This is a genomic window from Methylobacterium isbiliense (assembly GCF_022179325.1).
Lineage (GTDB): Bacteria > Pseudomonadota > Alphaproteobacteria > Rhizobiales > Beijerinckiaceae > Methylobacterium > Methylobacterium isbiliense.
On sequence record NZ_BPQQ01000042.1, the window covers coordinates 45566 to 64009 of the forward strand.

Annotated in this window: 16 protein-coding genes; 12 read left to right on the forward strand and 4 right to left on the reverse strand. The window is 71.8% G+C overall.

Annotated features, from left to right (window positions below):
• Positions 1 to 157 precede the first annotated feature (157 nt).
• The 4 genes from MFF61_RS18450 to MFF61_RS18465 all read left to right on the forward strand — a co-directional run bounded on the left by MFF61_RS18450 (position 158) and on the right by MFF61_RS18465 (position 5695).
• Entirely contained in the window at positions 158 to 2008 is a 1851-nt protein-coding gene (locus MFF61_RS18450) for an extracellular solute-binding protein (RefSeq protein ID WP_238236834.1), read from the forward strand.
• Positions 2005 to 3864, forward strand: coding sequence for an extracellular solute-binding protein (locus MFF61_RS18455; RefSeq protein ID WP_238236835.1), 1860 nt, complete (start codon positions 2005 to 2007; stop codon positions 3862 to 3864). The genes MFF61_RS18450 and MFF61_RS18455 overlap by 4 nt, the downstream gene beginning before the upstream one ends.
• Positions 3865 to 3870: 6 nt before the next feature.
• The gene (locus MFF61_RS18460) at positions 3871 to 4971 is read left to right on the forward strand and encodes a microcin C ABC transporter permease YejB (protein ID WP_238236840.1); all 1101 of its coding nucleotides are present in this window, start codon (positions 3871 to 3873) and stop codon (positions 4969 to 4971) included.
• A 250-nt stretch (positions 4972 to 5221) separates the two neighbouring features.
• Entirely contained in the window at positions 5222 to 5695 is a 474-nt protein-coding gene (locus MFF61_RS18465) for an AAC(3)-I family aminoglycoside N-acetyltransferase (protein WP_238236842.1), read from the forward strand.
• A 1-nt stretch (position 5696) separates the two neighbouring features.
• Here MFF61_RS18465 and MFF61_RS18470 read toward each other — a convergent pair whose 3' ends face one another.
• Positions 5697 to 8843 carry an efflux RND transporter permease subunit gene (locus MFF61_RS18470; RefSeq protein WP_238236845.1) on the reverse strand — a complete coding sequence of 1049 codons (3147 nt, stop codon included), beginning with the start codon at positions 8841 to 8843 and terminating at the stop codon, positions 5697 to 5699.
• 174 nt (positions 8844 to 9017) lie between these two features.
• On the opposite strand from MFF61_RS18470, the gene MFF61_RS18475 reads away from it, so the two are divergent.
• From MFF61_RS18475 to MFF61_RS18500, 6 genes are all read left to right on the forward strand, one after another.
• Complete coding sequence (locus tag MFF61_RS18475) at positions 9018 to 10274, forward strand: efflux RND transporter periplasmic adaptor subunit (protein ID WP_238236846.1); 1257 nt, start codon at positions 9018 to 9020, stop codon at positions 10272 to 10274.
• Positions 10275 to 10370: 96 nt separating this feature from the next.
• Positions 10371 to 10814: a hypothetical protein gene (locus tag MFF61_RS18480; protein WP_238236849.1), complete on the forward strand. Its 444-nt coding sequence runs from the start codon at positions 10371 to 10373 to the stop codon at positions 10812 to 10814.
• 42 nt (positions 10815 to 10856) lie between these two features.
• On the forward strand, positions 10857 to 11027 hold the full coding sequence (locus MFF61_RS18485) for a hypothetical protein (RefSeq protein ID WP_238236851.1): 171 nt from the start codon (positions 10857 to 10859) through the stop codon (positions 11025 to 11027).
• An 8-nt stretch (positions 11028 to 11035) separates the two neighbouring features.
• Positions 11036 to 11530 (forward strand): peptide deformylase, encoded by a 495-nt coding sequence (locus MFF61_RS18490; protein ID WP_238236852.1) that lies wholly within the window; start codon positions 11036 to 11038, stop codon positions 11528 to 11530.
• 148 nt (positions 11531 to 11678) lie between these two features.
• The gene (locus MFF61_RS18495; protein WP_238236853.1) at positions 11679 to 11978 is read left to right on the forward strand and encodes a DUF6356 family protein; all 300 of its coding nucleotides are present in this window, start codon (positions 11679 to 11681) and stop codon (positions 11976 to 11978) included.
• A gap of 53 nt (positions 11979 to 12031) precedes the next feature.
• Positions 12032 to 12961 carry an oxidoreductase gene (locus tag MFF61_RS18500; protein WP_238236854.1) on the forward strand — a complete coding sequence of 310 codons (930 nt, stop codon included), beginning with the start codon at positions 12032 to 12034 and terminating at the stop codon, positions 12959 to 12961.
• Between the two features lie 10 nt (positions 12962 to 12971).
• Here MFF61_RS18500 and MFF61_RS18505 read toward each other — a convergent pair whose 3' ends face one another.
• Positions 12972 to 13133, reverse strand: coding sequence for a hypothetical protein (locus tag MFF61_RS18505; protein ID WP_238236855.1), 162 nt, complete (start codon positions 13131 to 13133; stop codon positions 12972 to 12974).
• Positions 13134 to 13333: 200 nt separating this feature from the next.
• On the opposite strand from MFF61_RS18505, the gene MFF61_RS18510 reads away from it, so the two are divergent.
• A complete protein-coding gene (locus MFF61_RS18510) occupies positions 13334 to 13504 on the forward strand; it encodes a hypothetical protein (RefSeq protein ID WP_238236856.1) in 171 nt (56 codons plus the stop codon).
• 108 nt (positions 13505 to 13612) lie between these two features.
• Here the strand turns inward: MFF61_RS18510 and MFF61_RS18515 are convergent, their stop codons facing one another.
• A complete protein-coding gene (locus tag MFF61_RS18515; RefSeq protein ID WP_238236857.1) occupies positions 13613 to 14119 on the reverse strand; it encodes a hypothetical protein in 507 nt (168 codons plus the stop codon).
• A gap of 61 nt (positions 14120 to 14180) precedes the next feature.
• A complete protein-coding gene (locus MFF61_RS18520; protein WP_238236858.1) occupies positions 14181 to 14663 on the reverse strand; it encodes an Hsp20 family protein in 483 nt (160 codons plus the stop codon).
• Between the two features lie 302 nt (positions 14664 to 14965).
• Here MFF61_RS18520 and dnaE point away from each other — a divergent pair, with 302 nt between their 5' ends.
• Positions 14966 to 18439 carry a DNA polymerase III subunit alpha gene (dnaE, locus tag MFF61_RS18525; RefSeq protein ID WP_238236860.1) on the forward strand — a complete coding sequence of 1158 codons (3474 nt, stop codon included), beginning with the start codon at positions 14966 to 14968 and terminating at the stop codon, positions 18437 to 18439.
• Positions 18440 to 18444 lie beyond the last annotated feature (5 nt).

Sequence of the window (18444 nt, forward strand, 5' to 3'; positions counted from 1 at the left end):
CGGGACGAGGGGGTGGCCTGCGCCCGACCCGGAGAGGGTCTGCGGGGCGGGGGGTGCGCTTCGGTCCGGTTGGCGGATCGGACCGGCCAGACCTACAACAGGGGCGAACCCACGACGAGACCGGCCCTCGCGCCGGCCAGCCGGAGGATCTGCTCGCTTGATCGCACGTCGCCTCGCCGCCCTCGCCCTCCTGTGCCTCGCCGCAGGCCCCGCCGGGGCCGCCGATGCACCCTGGCGCCACGGCCTGTCGCTGCTCGGCAGCCCGAAATACCCGGCCGATTTCACCCATTTCGACTACGCGGCTCCGGACGCGCCGAAGCGCGGCCTGCTGCGCCTCGGCTTCCAGGGCTCGTTCGACAACTTCAACCTCGTGGTCGCGGGCGTGAAGGGGGACCTCGAGAGCCAGGTCCCGCTCGTCTACGACACGCTGATGACCGAGGCGGGCGACGAGCCCTTCACCTCCTACGGCCTCCTGGCCGAGGGCGTGCAGGTGGCCGAGGATCTCGGCAGCGTCACCTACCGGCTGCGCCCCGGGACCAAGTGGCACGACGGGGCGCCGCTGACGCCCGCAGACGTGGTGTTCTCGTTCGGGGTTCTGAAGGCCAACAGCCCGCAATACGCGTTCTACTATCAGAACGTGACGAAGGCCGAGGCCCTGGGCGAGCGCGAGGTGCGCTTCACCTTCTCGGAGACCGGCAACCGGGAATTGCCGCAGATCGTCGGGCAAATGCCGGTGCTGCCCAAGCACTGGTGGGAGGGCAAGGACGCGAGCGGGCGGCCCCGCAACCCGACCGAGACGACCCTGGAGCCGCCGCTGGGCTCCGGCCCCTACCGCATCGCCCGCTTCGAGGCCGGGCGCAGCGTCACCTACGAGCGCGTGCCGGATTACTGGGGCCGCGACATCCCGGTGAACAAGGGCCGCTACAACTTCGACACGCTGCGCGACGAGTACTACCGCGACGCCACGGTGCTGATCGAGGCGTTCAAGGCCGACCAGTTCGACTGGCGCACCGAGAACATCGCCCGCAACTGGGCCACCGCCTACGACGGTTTCCCGGCCGTGCGGGAGGGGCGGATCCTCAAGGAGGAGTTTCCCTCGCGCGGCAGCGGCATCATGCAGGCCTTCACCCTCAACCTGCGCCGCCAGAAATTCGCCGACCCGCGGGTGCGCCGGGCGCTCAACCTCGCCTTCGACTTCGAGGAGATGAACCGCACCCTGTTCTACGGGCTCTACAAGCGGGTCGATTCCTATTTCTTCGGCACCGAACTCGCCTCCTCCGGCCTGCCCGAGGGGCGCGAGCGCGAGATCCTCGAGAGCGTGAAGGACAAGATTCCCGCGCGCGTCTTCACCGAGCCCTACCGCAACCCCGTCAACGGCAGCCCCGAGGCGCTGCGCGCCAACCTGCGCGAGGCGGTGCGGCTGCTCCAGGAGGCCGGCTACAGCCAGAAGGGCGGCCAGATGGTCGATGCCGCCGGCCAGCCCCTCACGATCGAGTTCCTCGGCTACGACAACGCCGCCGAGCGGGTGGTGCTGCCCTACCGCGCCCAGCTCGAACGCCTCGGCATCCGCGTCACCCTGCGGGTGGTCGATCCGGCCCAGTACCAGAACCTCGTGCGCAGCTTCGAATTCGAGGCGCTGGCGCTGAATTCCTGGGCGGAATCGCTCTCGCCGGGAAACGAGCAGCGCGACTTCTGGGGCTCGGCCGCCGCCGACCGGCCGGGCTCGCGCAATCTCGCGGGGATCAAGGATGCGGGGGTGGATGCCCTGATCGAGAAGGTGATCTTCGCGGGCGACCGGGCGGAGCTCGTGGCCGCGACGCGGGCGCTCGACCGGGTGCTCCTCGCCCACGATTACGTGGTGCCGCAATGGGCCTCGGGAGTGAGCCGGACGCTGCGCTGGAACCGCTTCGCGCGGCCCTCGACCCTGCCGCAATACGGCGGCTCGGGCTTCCCCTGGACGTGGTGGTACGACGAGGCGCTCGCCGCCAAGACCGGGGTCGCCCGATGAGCCGGCGCCCCACCCGCCGCGCGCTGCTCGCCGGCGCTGCCGCCGCCGCGCTGCCCCTCGGGCGGCCCGGCGCCGCGCGGGCCTCCGGGGAGGAGCGGCACGGCCTGTCGAGCTTCGGCGACCTGAAGTACCCGGCGGGCTTTGCCCGCTTCGACTACGTCGAGCCGATGGCGCCGAAGGGCGGCACCTTTTCGACGCAGATCGCCACCACCACCGGCAATCAGTCGTTCGAGACCTTCAACACGCTCAACATCTACGTGCTGAAGGGCGACGGCGCCGCCGGCCTCGACCTGACCTTCGACAGCCTGATGACCCGGGCGCTCGACGAGCCGGACGCCCTCTACGGCCTCATCGCCCGCTCGGTGCGCATCAGCCCGGACGGGCTCGCCTACCGCTTCTCCTTACGCCCACAGGCGCGCTTCCACGACGGCTCGCGCCTCACCGCCCGGGACGCCGCCTTCTCGATCAGGATTCTCAAGGAGAAGGGCCATCCGCGCATCGCGCAGGTGCTGCGCGACGTCGCCGAGGCGGTGCCGGAGGGGGACGAGGCCGTCACCGTCACCTTCGCGCCCGGCCGCAGCCGCGACCTGCCCCTGATCGTCGCCGAACTGCCGGTCTTCTCGGAGGCCTATTACCGCACCCGGGACTTCGAGGCCTCGACCCTCGAAGCGCCGCTCGGCTCCGGCCCCTATCAGGTCGGGCGCTTCGAGGTCGGCCGCTTCATCGCCTTCGAGCGGGTGCGCGACTACTGGGGCGCGGACCTCGCGGTGAATGCCGGCCAGAACAACTTCGACGAGATCCGCTACGAGTACTTCCGCGATCGCGACGTCGCGTTCGAGGCGTTCAAGGCCGGTGCCTTCACGTGGCGCGAGGAATTCACCGCCCGGGTCTGGGCAACGGGTTACGACTTCCCGGCCGCCACCGAGGGGCGGGTCAGGCGCGAGACGGTGCCGGACGCGACCCCCTCGGGCACGCAGGGCTGGTGGTTCAACCTGCGCCGTCCGGTCTTCAAGGACCCCCGGATCCGCGAGGCGATCGGGCTCGCCTTCGACTTCGAGTGGACGAACCAGAACCTGATGTACGGCGCCTATACGCGCACGGCCTCGTTCTTCGAGAACTCGGACCTGAAGGCGGAGGGAATGCCTTCCGCAGCGGAACTGGCGCTCCTCGACCCCTTCCGCGGCAAGGTGCCGGACGAGGTGTTCGGCCAGCCCTGGGTGCCGCCGCGCTCGGACGGCTCGGGCCAGGACCGCAGCCTGCTGCGCCGGGCGGACACGCTCCTGCGCGAGGCCGGCTGCACCCGCGAGGGCGGCCAGCTCCGGCTGCCCGGCGGCCAGCCGCTCGCCTTCGAGTTCCTCGACTCGACGCCGGTGTTCCAGCCGCACGTCCAGCCCTTCATCAAGAACCTCTCGCTCCTGGGCATCCGGGCCTCGTCCCGCATCGTCGATCCGGCGCAGTACCAGTCGCGGCTCAAGGATTTCGACTTCGACGTGGTGGCCGCGCGCTTCGGCGGCTCGGTCACGCCGGGCGCGGCCCTGCGGGAGGTCTACGGCAGCCGCAGCGCCGCCACCCCGGGCTCGCAGAACCTCGCCGGCATCGGCGATCCGGCCGTCGATGCCATGCTCGACCGCATCGCCGATGCGACGAGCCGCGAGGACCTCACGGTCGCCTGCAAGGCCCTGGACCGCTGCCTGCGCGCGGGCCGCTACTGGGTGCCGATGTGGTATTCGGGCACCCACCGGCTCGCCCTGTGGGACATCTACGGCCGCCCGGCCGCCTTGCCGAAATACGGGCTTGGCGCCCCGGCCCTGTGGTGGCACGACGCCGCCAAGGCGCGGCGGATCGGGCGCGGATAGGACACGATGGCCCACTACATCCTGCGCCGGCTCCTGCTGATGATCCCGACCATCCTCGGGATCATGCTGATCTCCTTCGTGATCGTGCAGTTCGCCCCGGGCGGCCCCGTCGAGCGGGTGCTCGCCCAGCTCCAGGGCCAGAACTCCGCGATGTCGCGCGTGACCGGCGGGGGAGGGGACCTCGGCGGCGGCCAAGCCGCGCCCCGCGGCGGCGAGACCAATTCCCGCTACCGCGGCGCGCAAGGACTCGATCCCGCCTTCATCAAGCGGCTGGAGCAGCAATTCGGCTTCGACAAGCCCGCCCACGAGCGCTTCGCCAAGATGATCTGGGATTACGCCCGGTTCGACTTCGGCAAGAGCTATTTTCGCGACGTCTCGGTGTTGCAGCTGATCCGCGAGAAGCTGCCGGTGTCGATCACGCTGGGCTTGTGGATGACGCTGATCTCCTACGCGATCTCGATCCCGCTCGGCATCCGCAAGGCGGTGCGGGACGGATCGTCCTTCGACGTCTGGACCTCGGGGGTGGTCATCATCGGCTACGCGATCCCGAGCTTCCTGTTCGCCATCCTGCTGATCGTGCTGTTCGCGGGCGGCTCCTTCGTGCAGATCTTCCCGCTGCGCGGCCTCACCAGCGAGGGCTGGGAGAGCTTCTCGCTCTGGCACAAGGTCACGGACTACGTCTGGCACATCACGCTGCCGATCACCGCGATGGCGCTCGGCGCCTTCGCGACCTCGACGCTGCTCACCAAGAACTCCTTCCTCGACGAGATCCGCAAGCAATACGTGCTCACCGCGCGCATGAAGGGCCTCTCGGAGCGCCAAGTGCTCTACGGCCACGTCTTCCGCAACGCCATGCTGATCGTGGTGGCGGGGTTTCCGGGCGCCTTCATCTCGGCCTTCTTCGCCGGCTCGCTGCTGATCGAGACCATCTTCTCCCTCGATGGCCTCGGCCTGTTGTCGTTCGAGTCGATCGTGAACCGCGACTACCCGGTGGTGTTCGCCAACCTCTACATCTTCTCGCTGGTCGGGCTGGTGGTGAACCTGATCTCCGACCTGACCTACAGCTGGATCGACCCGCGGATCGATTTCGAGAGCCGGGCGGCCTGAAGGCGCGCGTGCGGAGGCGGCCTCCGGCTCGGCCGTGCCCTCCACCTCGCCGCATGAGGCGCAGACGTCTCCTCTCCCCGCGTGCGGGGAGAGGAGACACCCGCAGGACCCGAACTGTGCATTTGCCAGCCCGGACGGGAGAGGGGTTGCTGCGCGCGCTTGCCATCCGCACGCCAAACCGGGCGGGAAGGATGGACCCGCGCGGCCGCTCCGGCCGAAGGCGCCCCCGTGTCAGGTCGAGGCCCACGCCATGTCCGCACCCCCCGTCACCCTGCGCCGCCTCGGCCCCGCCGACCTCGCCCCGGCCCGCGCCCTGAACGCGCTGTTCGGGACGGCCTTCGCGGAGCCCGAAACCTACGGTGCGGCGCCGCCGGACGACGCCTACCTGGAGGGGCTGCTCGGCCGGGAGCACATCGTCGTGCTGGTGGCGCTCGCGGGCGAGGCGGTGGCGGGCGGGCTCGTCGCCTACGAACTCGACAAGCTCGAGCGGGCACGGCGCGAGGTCTACCTCTACGACCTCGCCGTCGCGCAGGAGCACCGGCGGCGGGGCATCGCCACCGCGCTCATCACCCGCCTGCGCGCGATCGCGGCGGAGCGCGGCGCCTGGGCGGTGTTCGTCCAGGCCGATCACGGCGACGATCCGGCCATCGCGCTCTACGAATCGCTCGGCACCCGCGAGGAGGTTCTGCACTACGACATCGCGGTCGCGACGGCCCCGCGGTAGCTCATTCCGCCGGCTGCGGCGCCTCCTTCTGCACCTCCTGCGGCGCGGCGCGCCGGCGCCGGAATCCCAGCCGCTCGGCCGCGACGTAGAAGACCGGGGTGACCAGGAGCGTCAGCACGGTCGCCACCACGAGGCCGCCGATCACCACCGTGCCGATGGAGATGCGCGCGTTGGCGCCGGCCCCGCTGGCGATGGCGAGGGGCACCGCGCCGAGGATGAAGGCGAAGGAGGTCATCAGGATCGGGCGGATGCGCAGCCGCACGGCGTCCTGCGCCGCCTGCAGCGCCTCCTCGCCCGCCTCGCGCCGCTCCTTGGCGAAGGCGACGAGGAGGATCGCGTTCTTGGCCGCGAGCCCGACCAGAAGCAGCAGGCCGATCTGCCCGAAGATGTCGAGGGGCAGGTCGCGCAGCGCGAGCGCGCCGACGGCGCCAAACACGGCCAGGGGCGTTGCCAGCACCACCACGAAGGGCAGCCGCAGGCTCTCGTACTGGCCGGCGAGCAGGAGCACGATCATCACCACGCCGAGGGTGAAGATCAGCGGCGCCCAGCCGCCCGCGATCTTTTCCTGGTAGGCGACCTCGGTCCATTCCACCGCGAAGTCGGTGGGCAGCGCCGTGTCGGCGAGCCTCTCCACCGCCGCGATGGCCGCCCCCGAACTCGCCGAGTCGGCGGTCTCCACCGCGATCTCGATCGCCGGGTAGGTGTTGTAGGACAGGACGGCCGTCGGCCCGCTGACGAACCGGGCGGTGACGAGGGAGCCGATCTGCACCGGCTCGCCGCGGTTGTTCGGCACGGTCAGCCGCTGGAGGTCGTCGAGGGTGCGCCGCCCCTGCGCCTCGCTCTGGACGTAGACCTGGTAGACGAAGCCGAAGCGGTTGAAGAGGTTGACGAAGGACGAGCCGACATAGGTGCCGAGCGCGTCGAACAGGCTCTGCAGGCTCACGCCAAGCTGCTCGGCCTTGGCCCGGTCGATGTCGAGGCGCAGCTGCGGCACGCCGTAGCTCGTCGTGGCGGTGGCCCCGCCGATCTCCGGCAGCTCCTTCAGTTTCGCGATGAAGGCGTCGGCCGTGCGGGCCAGGCGCAGGCCCCCCTCGCCGCTGCGGTCCTGCAGTTCCACCGTGAGGCCGCCGCGGTTGCCGAGCCCCGGCAGCGGCGAGGGGTCGACGATGCGCAGCACCCCGTCCGGGTGGTTCCTGAACTGGCGGCGCAGCGCCGCGATCACGTCCGTGACCGTGGCCTCGCGCGCGTCCCAGGGCTTCAGGGTCGGGATCTGGAAGCCGTAGAAGGGGGCGGTGACGTCCGCCAGGATGCCGCGGCCCGCGACCCCGATCGTGTTCGAGGCGGCCGGATTCTCCAGCACCGCCTCGCCGACCTTGCGCACCATCTCGGCGGTGCGCGCGACCGAGGCGCCCTTGGGCATCGCGATGTCGGCGAAGAAGTAGCCCTGGTCCTCCTGCGGCACGAAGGCGGTGGGGCGCTGCCAGACGAGCCAGACGGTGAGGCCGGCGAAGCCCAGGAAGACCAGCGCCGTAACGGCGAAGCGCCGCGACAGCGCCGCCGTGGAGGAGGCCGCAGCCTGCGCGCCGCGGTCGAGGACGCGGTTGAACCAGCGCAGGGGCGCGCGCCAGCGGGCCCGGTCGTCGCCGTGGCCCGGCTTGAGCAGGAGCGCGCACAGCGCCGGGGTCAGGGTCAGCGACACCACGGCCGAGATCAGCACCGAGATCGCGATGGTGAGCGCGAACTGGTTGTAGAGCTGGCCGGTGAGGCCGGGGATGAAGGCCACCGGCACGAACAGCGCGGCGAGCACCAGGGTGGTGGCGATGACCGGGCCGGCGACCTCGTTCACCGCCTCGCGGGCCGCCTCGCGCGGCGGCCGGCCCTCGCGCATCAGCCGCTCGGTGTTCTCCACCACGATGATGGCGTCGTCGACCACGAGGCCCACCGCCAGGACGAGCCCGAGCAGGCTCAGGGTGTTGAGCGAGAAGCCGAGCGCCGCCATCGGCCCGAAGGTGCCCACCAGCGCCACCGGCACGGCGATGGCCGGGATCAGCGTCGCCCGCCAGTTCTGGAGGAAGACGTAGGTGACGATCACCACGAGCAGGATCGCCTCGAACAGCGTCTTGTAGACCTCGTGGATCGCCGCGCGGACGAAGTCGGTGCGGTCGAGGGCGACCTTGTACTTCAGCCCCGGGGGAAACCGCTGGGCGAGGTCGGCCATGGTGGCGTGCACGCCCCGCATGACCTCGACGGCATTGGCCTCCGGGTTCTGGAACAGGCCCAGCGAGGCGGCGGGCTTGTTGTCGAAGGTCGAGCGGCTGCCGTACTGCTCGGAGCCGAGCTCCACCCGTCCCACGTCGCGCACGCGCACCACCGACCCGTCCGGGTTGGCGCGGATCACGATGTCGGCGAATTCCCGCGCCTCGGTGAGGCGGCCCTTGGTGACGATCTGCAATTCGAAGGCCGGCGCGGCCTCGACCGGCTCGCGGCCGAGCGAGCCGACCGTGATTTGCGCGTTCTGCTGCTCGATCGCCGCCGTGATCGCGCTCGGCGCGATGCCGAGCGCCTCCATGCGGGCCGGGTCGAGCCAGATGCGCATGGCGTAGCGCTTGTTGGAGAAGTTCACGATCCGGCCCATGCCGGTCACCCGCCGCAGCGGTTTGATCACCTGGGTCTCGGCCCAGTTGGACAGGAAGAGTTCGTCGTACGTGTCGGTGTCGCTGTAGAGCACCACGTTGCCCAGGCGCTGACGCGTGCTCTTGGTGATCTCCAGCCCCTGGGCGCGCACGGCCTCGGGCAGGCGGGATTCGGCGCGCTGGGCGCGCGTCAGCACCTCGGCGGCGGCGGCGTTGAGGTCGGAGCCGACCTCGAAGGTGGCGTCGAGGTTGACGCTGCCGTCGGAGTTGCTGGTGGAGCTGATGTAGAGAAGGCTCTGGGCGCCGTTGATCTCCTGCTCCAGCGGGATCGCGATCGCCTCGTAGGCCTGCTGCGCGGTGGCGCCCGGATAGGTCGCCTGGACGTTGATGATCGGCGGCGCGATCTCGGGAAACTGGGCGATGGGCAGGGCGAGGCCGGCGACGCCGCCGATCAGCGTGATCAGCACGGAGATCACGCCCGCCAGGACGGGGCGGTCGACGAAATAGGCGAACATCCCGGCCTCGGCGTTCCCGCGCGCAGCCAGCGGATGAACTCGCGCGCAATTGAGGTGTGGGCCAACAAGGCCGTGCAACGTCTCGCCCCCGGGCGAGTTCCCCAAGGGGCGGCGGCTGGCCGGCCGGCGGGCCTTGCGCCCCTTCCTCTGCTGCCCTCGTCGGGGAGATACCGCGTGCGTTCATGGATTCGTGCCGGGCTCGCTGGGCTCGGCCTCGTGCTGGCCGGCGCCGGCCTGTGGCTCCTGGCCGGCCGCCCGCTGCCGGAGGGCCTGCGCGCGGCGCTGCCGGCCGCGGTGGCCGGCTGGCTCGGCGCCCGTCCGGCGGGCCAGGAGCCGGGCCAGGAACCGGGCAAGGAGGCTGCCAAGGACACCGCCGGGAACGCGGCCAGGCCCGAATTCGACGTGACGGTGGCGCAGGCCCGCACCGAGACGGTGCCCATCGCCTTCTCCTACACGGGGGTGATCGTCTCCAACAGCGACGCGGCGCTCCAGCCCCGGGTGACCGGGGTGGTGGTGGAGCGGCCCTTCGAGCCGGGCGGGCCGGTCCGGAAGGGGCAGGTGCTGTTCCGCATCGATCCCCGTCCCTTCGAGGTCGCGCTGAGAACCGCGGAGGCCCAGCGCGAGCAGGCCCAGGCGCAGCTCTCCTTCGCGGAGGTGGAGGTGCAGCGCACCGAGACCCTGGCCGAGAAGGGCTTCGCCTCCGAGCAGCGCTACCAGCAGCTGGAGAGCAACCGCGCGGTCGCCCGCAGCCGGGTGCAGGAGGCGGAGGCCGCCATCGCCCGCCAGAAGCTCAATCTCGAATACGCGGTGATCCGCGCCCCCTTCGACGGGCGCTCCAGCCTGTCCGAGGTCAATCTCGGCGACCTCGTCACCGAGAACGCCACGCAACTCGTGAGCGTGGTGCAGATCGAGCCGATCGAGGTACAGGTCGCGCTGTCGGCGGAGGATTCCGAGGCCGTGCGCCGCGCGATGCAGGCCGGAACGGCCTCCATCGGGGTGACCAGCGGCGCCTCCGAGCCCGAGCGGCGGGCGGAGATCTACCGGCTCGACAACCGATTCGATCCGCGTACCGCGCGCCGCCTCGTGCGGGCGCGGCTGGAGAACGCGGATGAGCGCTTCCTGCCCGGCGCGTTCGTGCGCACCCGCGTGCATGTCGGGCAGGAGGAGAAGCTGCTCGTGCCGACCATCGCGCTCTCCTCGCAGCTCGACCAGCGCATCGTCTGGACGGTGGGCGAGGACGGCACGGTCGCCATGACGCCGGTCGAGACCGGCGATGCCTACGGCGAGCAGACCGCGATCCTGCGCGGCCTCAAGCCAGGCGCCCGCGTCGCCACCTCGCATATTGAGCTGCTGCGCCAGGGACAGCGCGTGGGCACCCGCGCGGCGGACGGGCGGCAGGCCGCGAACGTCCCCGCCGCACCCGGGCGTTGAGCCCGGGGTTGCGTCTGGGGCAAGCGCGGCGCTATGCGTCCGCAAGGTGGTCCGGCCGGCGGACGCGTCGGCCAGCGCGCGGAAGGCTGCTCCCCCATGGGATCGCAGGTTGCTCCCCCGGCGGACGTGCGCTTCACGGTGGTGGCCGCGGGCACCGACGCCCTCGACCTCGTGGTGCGCTTCGGCCCGCGGGACTACCCGGTCCGCCTCAGCGCCGCGGAAGCCTCGGAACTCGGGCTCGCCCTTCTGGCCACCGCCTCGGTCTGCGCGGATGTGGCGCATCCGGTCGAGCCCGGCACCGTGGTGGAGAACTGCTTCTTTCCGGTGCTCGGCTGGACGGCCGGCGAAGTGGCGCCGCAGAGGCCGGCCCTCGCCCTGCGCATCGCCGAGTCGACCGAGATCGCCTTTCAGTTCGGCCCCGAGACCGCCCGGGCCTGCGGCCGGGACCTCGCCCGCACCGGGCGCGATCCCTGGCGGCTGCGGCTGCGCCGCGTCCTCGCCGCGCTGCGGCCGTCGGGCATCGCACCGCCGCAGCGCTGACCATCGCCGCCCGCGCGCGACCGCGCCGCCAGGGAGCCCCTCATGGACCTCGCCATCTCCGTCGTCTCGCTCCTCCTCGTGCTGTTCCTCGTCGCGCGCGGGGTGCCGGGGCGCAACATCCTGGTGGTGATCGCGATCACGCTCGCCGTGGTGATCCTCGTGGTCGGGGTCGAGCGGTCCGGGATGTGGCCGTCCGACTGGCGCACGCGCTGAGGCGGGCGGTGCCGGCGCTCGCCCTCCTGCGCTACCCCGATCCGCGCCTGCACCGGCCGGTGCCGCCCTCGGCCGCCGACGCCGCGACGGCGGAGTTCGCCCGCGATCTGCACGAGACCCTCACCGCCGTCCAGGCCATCGGCCTCACCGGCCCCCATGTCGGCCGGGCGATCCGCCTCGCGGTGATCCACCCGGCGCTGGACGCGGCGCCGGTGACCTACCTCAACCCGGAGGTGGTCTGGGCGTCGCCCGAGACCGCCCGCCACCGCGAGGGCAGCGTGGCGATGCCGGGCGTGGACGAGGAGGTGGAGCGGCCCGCCCGGGTGCGGGTGCGCTACCAGGATCTCGACGGCTCGGCCCGGGAGACCGAGGCGGGCGGCTTCCTCGCCGCCTGCCTGCAGCACGAGATCGACCAGCTCGATGGCGTGTTCTGGACCGACCGCCTGTCGCGCCTGCGGCGCGAGCGGCTGCTCAAGCGCTTCGCCAAGGTGCAGCGGGGCTGAGACTCCTGCCGATGCGCCGGCCCGCCACCGCGCCGCGGTGCCGGGCCGCGTGCTCCCGGCGGCGTAAGATTTCACACCGCATGAGCCAAATTGGCCTTGTATTCGCTTCACCGATGATGAATCCAAGCTGGACTGCGGAGAATCGACCATGCGGCTCACGCACCTCTTCACCGAGCATCCCGCCTCGCTCGGCGAGACCTACACGCAGCACATGCGCGCCTCGCTGAGCTACGCGGTGCCGCTGCTCGGCGCGGCCCTGGCGGCCTTCGTGCACGCCCTGCTGCCGTTCCTGTTCGTGGCCACCGCCAGCGCGACGGTGAAGCGTCTCTACGACCGCATGACGCGCCGTTGCGTCATCTGCCCGTCCGGGCCGCGCCACCGGCCCGACCTGTTCGTCCGCCGGCCGGCTCCGGCCGTCGGTGAGCCGGGCCTGATGTACGAGATCTGAGGCCGGGTGCGCCGCGCCGGGAACGCCCCGCGGGCCTGCGGGTTTGTTCGCCCATGCCCGCCTCCGCATGGACCACCGACCGGATCCCGCCGCAGGCCGGCCGGCTCGCCATCGTCACCGGCGCCACGAGCGGCCTCGGCTACGAGGCGGCGCTGGCGCTCGCGCGGGCGGGCGCCCGGGTCGTGCTGGCCGCCCGCGATGCCGCCCGGGCCGACCGCGCGATGGCGGCGATCCGCCAGGCGCATCCGGCCGCCGCGGTGGAGTTCCGCGCCCTCGACACCGCGCGCCTCGCCTCGGTCCGGGAGTTCGCGGCGCGCTGGCACGAGAAGCGCCGGCCGGTCGACGTGCTGCTGCTCAACGCCGGCATCGCCTCGGTGCCGCGCCGCGAGGAGAGCGCGGACGGGTTCGAGCGGCAGCTCGCCACCAACTATCTCGGCCATTTCGCCCTGACCGGCCTGCTGCTGCCCGCGCTGGTGCAATCCGCCGCCACCCGGATCGTGCCGGTGGCGAGCATCGCCCACCGCTCGGCCCGCCTCCACTTCGACGACTTGCAGCTGCGCCATGCCTACTCGGCCCAGGGCGCCTATCGGCAATCGAAGCTCGCCATGCTGATGTTCGGGCTCGAACTCGACCGCAGGCTGCGCGGGGCCGGCTCGCCGATCCGGTCGGTGCCGGCCCATCCCGGCATCGCCCGCACCGACATCGTCCGGCGTGGCGACCGGGCCGGCGCGCTCGCGCGCATGGCCGGCCACGCCATCTTCGGCCTCATCGGCCAGAGCGCCGCGCAGGGCGCCCTGCCGCTCCTCTTCGCCGCGACCGCGCCGGAGGCCGAGGGCGGGCGCTATTACGGCCCGGACGGGGTCTGGGAGGCGCGGGGCGCGCCCGGCATCGCCAGGATCGCGCCCCAGGCCGGCGACCGGGACGCCGCCCGGAGGCTGTGGGACCTGTCCGAGGACCTCACCGGCGTGACCTACGGGGTGTGACCGCCCCGGGTTAGCCCGTCACCTTCTCCACCGTGCTGCGGATCGCATCCCGGGCCTTGCCGGCGACGTCCGCCGCCGCATCGGCGATCTTCCGGGTGAGCGGCTTCGCCTCGGGCTTCGGCCGGCGCGTGTGCTTCTTCCACGATGGTCGCCGCCGTGCTTTGGTCGCCATGTTGCGTCTCCTCCGTCGAGGCGAGAGGACATAGCGGCACGCGGCCGCCCGGCGAGTCGCACCGTGGCGATTCTGCACCTCCCGCGTGCCGTGTGCGAGGCGCCATCGCTCGGCCGATCTCCGGCCAATCTCTTGGCAACCAGTCCGGCCTAAGCTCGGCCCTTCATCGGTCACCAGCGATCGCGCACGGGATAGAGGTCGTGCTCAACATCATCCGGATTATCGCCGCCGCCGCCGTCTTGATCGGCTGGAGCCAGCTCGCGCCCGTGCTCTCCGCCGCGGAGCCGGCGGTCCGCCCGGCTGAAGCGGCCGAGCCCGCCCCCGTGCCGGAGACGAGCTGCCCGCTGCGGGCGTGGCCCTATATCGGCTGAGAGCGCTCCCGAACAATTCCTTCCGGAACCGGTCTCGTCCGGCCGCGCGGCGGAGCCTCGGCTCCGCACGCCGGAGCGAAGCACTTACCCGCATCGCCTCCCACCGGCTCACGGCCGCAGCGGCGTCTCCGGACCGTACAGGCGCCAGGGCGGCCCCGCCCCCGGCCCCGGCGGTTCGACATAGGCCCGCAGCAGGGCGTCCCGCCGCATCTCGAACCGTGCCGGCCAGTCTGGCATTCGCGCCGGCCGGCTCCGGAGCCGGCGAAGGCGTGCGACGCGGCCCGGCGGGCGCAGCGTGGTCGCCTCCTCCCGGTCCGCGCCGTCGAGCACCCGCAGGGCCGCCAGCACCTCGTCCACCGACACCGTCACCGCAAGGCGCCCGGGCAGGCGGCGCAGCGCCGGGGCCGTCTCGACCGCGTGGACGTCGGAAGCCCAGGCCGCCAGCACCGCCCGCTTCTCCTCCGCCTTCAGTCCCGGATGCGCGAGGACGTCGCGGGGATGCCGGAAGACGTCGCCGGGCTCGTCAAGGTCCGTCCAGCCCTCGATGACGGAGGGCGGCGTCCCGGCCGCCTCGATCGGCCCGGTCCGGCCCGAGGCCGGCATGACCTGTTGCATGGATCACCTCCCTCTCGCCGGTCGGGGCGCCGGGGGGGCCCCGCCCCGGCGCCGGCTCCGGTCACGCCGCCCTGACCTGCCCTTCGATCTGGGCCGGGGCATTGTCCTGTCCGAGCCGGGTCGTGCCGGCCGCGATCGCGATGCGGCGCGGCTTGAGCGCCTCGGGCACCTCGCGCACCAGCTCGATCGCGAGCAGCCCGTGCTCCAGGGTCGCGCCCGTGACCTTCACGTGGTCCGCGAGGCTGAAGGTCTGGCGGAAGGTGCGCCCGGCGATGCCCCGGTGCAGGTACTGGCGCTCGCCCTCGCCGTCGCGCTTGCGGCCGGCGACCGTGAGGGTCGTGTCGTGCTGCGTGAGATCGATCTCGTCCGCGGCGAACCCCGCCACCGCCATGGTGATGCGGTACTGGTCGTCGCCGGTCTTCTCGATGTTGTAGGGCGGCCAGTTCGCGAGCGGCTCCACGCGGGCCGTCTGATCCAGCAACTCGAAGAGACGGTCGAAGCCGACCGTGGAGCGATACAGGGGAGATACGTCGAAGGTCCTCATGATCACATCCTCTTGGTTGAGCAATGCGAGAATGAGGGGTGCCGGAGAGCGCCTCCGGCACCCGACCGTGCGAGCTCCGGGGAGCCTCGCGCGGGCGAAACGCGAGCCGTCCGGCCGGGTTCCGCATTCGGCAGCAATTTTTGCTGGGCACGCCGTGCGGCGCCCCGCCGGGCGGCCGGGATCATGGGCTGTGAATTCCGATCGGCTGTGGCCGGCCGCCCGGATGACTCCCGCTCTCGCACCTGCGAACCTTGGCGGCTCCGGCCGGGCGTGCCCCGGCCTCGATTCGCGGAGCATCGCCGGTGCGGGTTCTCAAGGACGTCGGCTTCGTTCACCTGCACACCCACTCGTCCTACTCCCTGCTGGAGGGGGCGCTGAAGATCGCCGATCTCGCCAAGGCGGCGGCGGCGGACCGGCAGCCGGCGCTGGCGCTCACCGACACCAACAACCTGTTCGGAGCGCTGGAATTCTCCGAGAAGGCGGCGGGGCTCGGCATCCAGCCGATCGCCGGCATCCAGCTCTCGGTGGCGTTCGAGGCGCCCGAGCCCGGCCAGCGCGGCGGACCGGCGCCGGCCCCGAACCTCGTGCTGCTCGCCAAGGACGAGGAGGGCTACGGGCACCTCCTCGACCTCGCCAGCCGCGCCTATTTCGACGGGCCGCTCGGCGAGGCGCCGCGGGTTGCGGCGAGCGCCCTGAAGGACCGCGCCCCGGGCCTGATCGCGCTCACCGGCGGCCTCACCGGGCCGCTCGACACCTGCCTGCGGGCGGGCCGGGCGGAGCATGCGGCCGAGCGCCTCGCGCTCCTCGCCGACGCCTTCGGCGACCATCTCTACGTCGAGATCCAGCGCCACGGCCTGCCCGACGAGCGGGCGGTGGAGGCCGAGCTGATCGCGCTGGCCGACCGCTGCGGCCTTCCGCTCGTCGCCACCAACGAGCCGTTCTTCGCCAAGCCCGACGATTACGAGGCCCACGACGCCCTGCTCGCCATCGCGGAGGGCCGCCTCGTCTCGGACGAGAAGCGTCGCCGGCTCACGCCCCGCCACGACTTCAAGACCCGCGCGGCGATGGCGGAGCTGTTCCGCGACCTGCCCGATGCGCTCCAGGCCACCGTCGAGATCGCGATGCGCTGCGCCTACCGGGTGCGCACGCGCAAGCCCATCCTGCCGAGCTTCGGGCTGCCCGCCGGCCACGCCCCTGCGGAGGCGGCGGCCTTCGTGGACGAGGCGGGCGAGCTGAAGCGGCAGGCCGAGGAGGGCCTGGAGCGCCGCCTCGCCGCGGCCGGGCCGGCCGAGGGGCTGACCGCGCAGGTCTACCGGGACCGCCTCGCCTACGAGATCGACGTCATCACCAAGATGAAGTTCCCGGGCTACTTCCTGATCGTCTCGGACTTCATCAAGTGGGCCAAGGCCAACGACATCCCGGTCGGGCCGGGCCGCGGCTCCGGCGCGGGCTCGCTGGTCGCGTGGTCACTCCTCATCACCGACCTCGATCCGCTCAAGTTCGGCCTGCTGTTCGAGCGCTTCCTCAACCCCGAGCGCGTCTCGATGCCGGACTTCGACATCGACTTCTGCGTCGAGGGCCGCGAGCGCGTGATCCAGTACGTGCAGGAGCGCTACGGCGAGCCCCAGGTCGCGCAGATCATCACCTTCGGCACGCTGCTCGCCCGCGGCGTGCTGCGCGACGTCGGCCGCGTGCTGGAGATGCCCTATGGGCAGGTCGACAAGCTCACCAAGCTCGTGCCGCAGAACCCGGCCAATCCCGTCACCCTCGCCCAGGCGATCGAGGGCGAGCCGCGGCTCCAGAGCGCGATGGAGGAGGAGCCGGTCGTCGCCCGGCTGATGGCGATCGCCCGCAAGCTGGAAGGCCTGCACCGCCACGCCTCGACCCATGCGGCGGGCGTCGTCATCGGCGACCGGCCGCTGGAACAGCTCGTCCCGCTCTACCGCGACCCCAAGACGGGCATGCGCGTCACCCAGTTCAACATGAAGTGGGTGGAGCAGGCGGGTCTCGTGAAGTTCGACTTCCTGGGCCTCAAGACCCTGACGGTGCTGCGCGGCGCCACCGACCTCATCGCCAAGCGCGGCATCACCATCGACCTCGCGGCGCTGCCCATCGACGACGAACGCACCTACGAGCGCCTGCGCAAGGGCGAGGTGGTGGGGGTGTTCCAAGTGGAATCGGCGGGCATGCGCAAGGCGCTCGTCGAGATGTGCGCCGACCGCTTCGAGGACCTGATCGCGCTGGTCGCCCTCTACCGGCCGGGCCCGATGGCCAACATCCCGGTCTATTGCGAGCGCAAGCTCGGGCGCGACGCCGGCAACGAGGCCGCGTGGTACCCGCACGCCAAGCTGGAGCCGATCCTGGCCGAGACCTTCGGCATCATCGTCTACCAGGAACAGGTGATGGAGGTGGCGAAGGTCCTGGCCGGCTACTCGCTTGGCGACGCCGACCTCCTGCGCCGCGCCATGGGCAAGAAGATCAAGGCCGAGATGGACGCCCAGCGCGACCGCTTCCTCAAAGGAGCGACCGAGCGCGGCCTCGACAAGGGCAAGGCGAACGAGATCTTCGATCTGCTGGCCAAGTTCGCGGATTACGGCTTCAACAAGTCGCACGCCGCCGCCTACGCGCTGATCACCTACCAGACCGCCTACCTGAAGGCGAACTACCCGGTGGAGTTCCTGGCGGCGTCGATGTCCCAGGATCTCGACGACACCGACAAGCTCGCCGAGCTGCGCCAGGACGCCCAGCGCCTCGACATCAAGGTCGAGCCCCCCTCGGTGAACCGCTCGGGCGTCACCTTCGAGGTGCATGACGGCACGATCCGCTACGCGCTCGCGGCCATCAAGGGGGTGGGCCGCGCCGCCGTCGAGGCGATCGTGCAGGCGCGCGGCGACCGCCCGTTCCGCGACCTCGGCGACTTCGCCCGCCGGCTCAACCCGCGGCTCGTCAACAAGCGCACGCTGGAGAGCCTCGTCGGTGCGGGCGCCCTCGACGAGATCGAGCCCGACCGGGCGCGCGCCTTCGCGGCGATCGAGCCGATGCTGCGCCTCGCGCAGGGGCTGGTCGAGGCCGAGAGCGTCGGCATGACCGACATGTTCGGCGGCGTCGCGGCGGCCTGCGTCGACCTGCGCATCCCCGCCTACGATCCCTGGCCGGCGGCCGACCGGCTGAAGAAGGAGTACGAGGCGGTCGGCTTCTTCCTCTCGGGCCACCCGCTCGACGAGTACGGCGACCTCCTGAAGAAGCTGCGCGTGCAGACCTGGGCCGAGTTCTGCCGCTCGGTGCGGGCGGGGAACACGGTCGGGCGCGTCGCCGCCACCGTCCTCGACCGCTCGGAGCGGCGCACCAAGACCGGCAACAAGATCGGCATCGTCAACCTCTCGGACCAGACCGGCCACTTCGAGGCCATCGTGTTCTCGGAGGGGCTGCAGCATTACCGCGAGCTGCTGGAGCCCGGCCGGGCGCTCGCCCTGCAGCTCCAGGCCAGCGCCGAGGGCGAGGACGTGCGCGCGCGCATCCAGACCTGCGAGCCCCTCGACCAGGCGGTGGCCCGCCACCAGAAGGGCATGCGCATCTATCTGCGCGACGAGCGCCCGATCCCGAGCGTGCAGCAGCGCCTGACCATGCGCGGCGAGGGCGAGGTCTCGCTGATCCTGATCCTCGACGAGGGCGAGCGCGAGGTGGAGATCCGCCTGAGGGACCGCTACCAGGCCACCCCGCAGATCGCGGGCGCGCTCCGCGCGGTGCCGGGGGTGGTGCAGGTGGAGGTGAACTGAGCGGG

Coding starts and splice junctions, on each gene's coding strand:
- MFF61_RS18460 (WP_238236840.1), top strand. CDS start 3,871: ATGGCCCACTACATCCTGCGCCGGCTCCTGCTGATGATCCCGACCATC.
- MFF61_RS18465 (WP_238236842.1), top strand. CDS start 5,222: ATGTCCGCACCCCCCGTCACCCTGCGCCGCCTCGGCCCCGCCGACCTC.
- MFF61_RS18480 (WP_238236849.1), top strand. CDS start 10,371: ATGGGATCGCAGGTTGCTCCCCCGGCGGACGTGCGCTTCACGGTGGTG.
- MFF61_RS18495 (WP_238236853.1), top strand. CDS start 11,679: ATGCGGCTCACGCACCTCTTCACCGAGCATCCCGCCTCGCTCGGCGAG.
- MFF61_RS18470 (WP_238236845.1), bottom strand. CDS start 8,843: ATGTTCGCCTATTTCGTCGACCGCCCCGTCCTGGCGGGCGTGATCTCC.
- MFF61_RS18520 (WP_238236858.1), bottom strand. CDS start 14,663: ATGAGGACCTTCGACGTATCTCCCCTGTATCGCTCCACGGTCGGCTTC.
- MFF61_RS18505 (WP_238236855.1), bottom strand. CDS start 13,133: ATGGCGACCAAAGCACGGCGGCGACCATCGTGGAAGAAGCACACGCGC.
- MFF61_RS18500 (WP_238236854.1), top strand. CDS start 12,032: ATGCCCGCCTCCGCATGGACCACCGACCGGATCCCGCCGCAGGCCGGC.
- MFF61_RS18455 (WP_238236835.1), top strand. CDS start 2,005: ATGAGCCGGCGCCCCACCCGCCGCGCGCTGCTCGCCGGCGCTGCCGCC.
- MFF61_RS18515 (WP_238236857.1), bottom strand. CDS start 14,119: ATGCAACAGGTCATGCCGGCCTCGGGCCGGACCGGGCCGATCGAGGCG.
- MFF61_RS18485 (WP_238236851.1), top strand. CDS start 10,857: ATGGACCTCGCCATCTCCGTCGTCTCGCTCCTCCTCGTGCTGTTCCTC.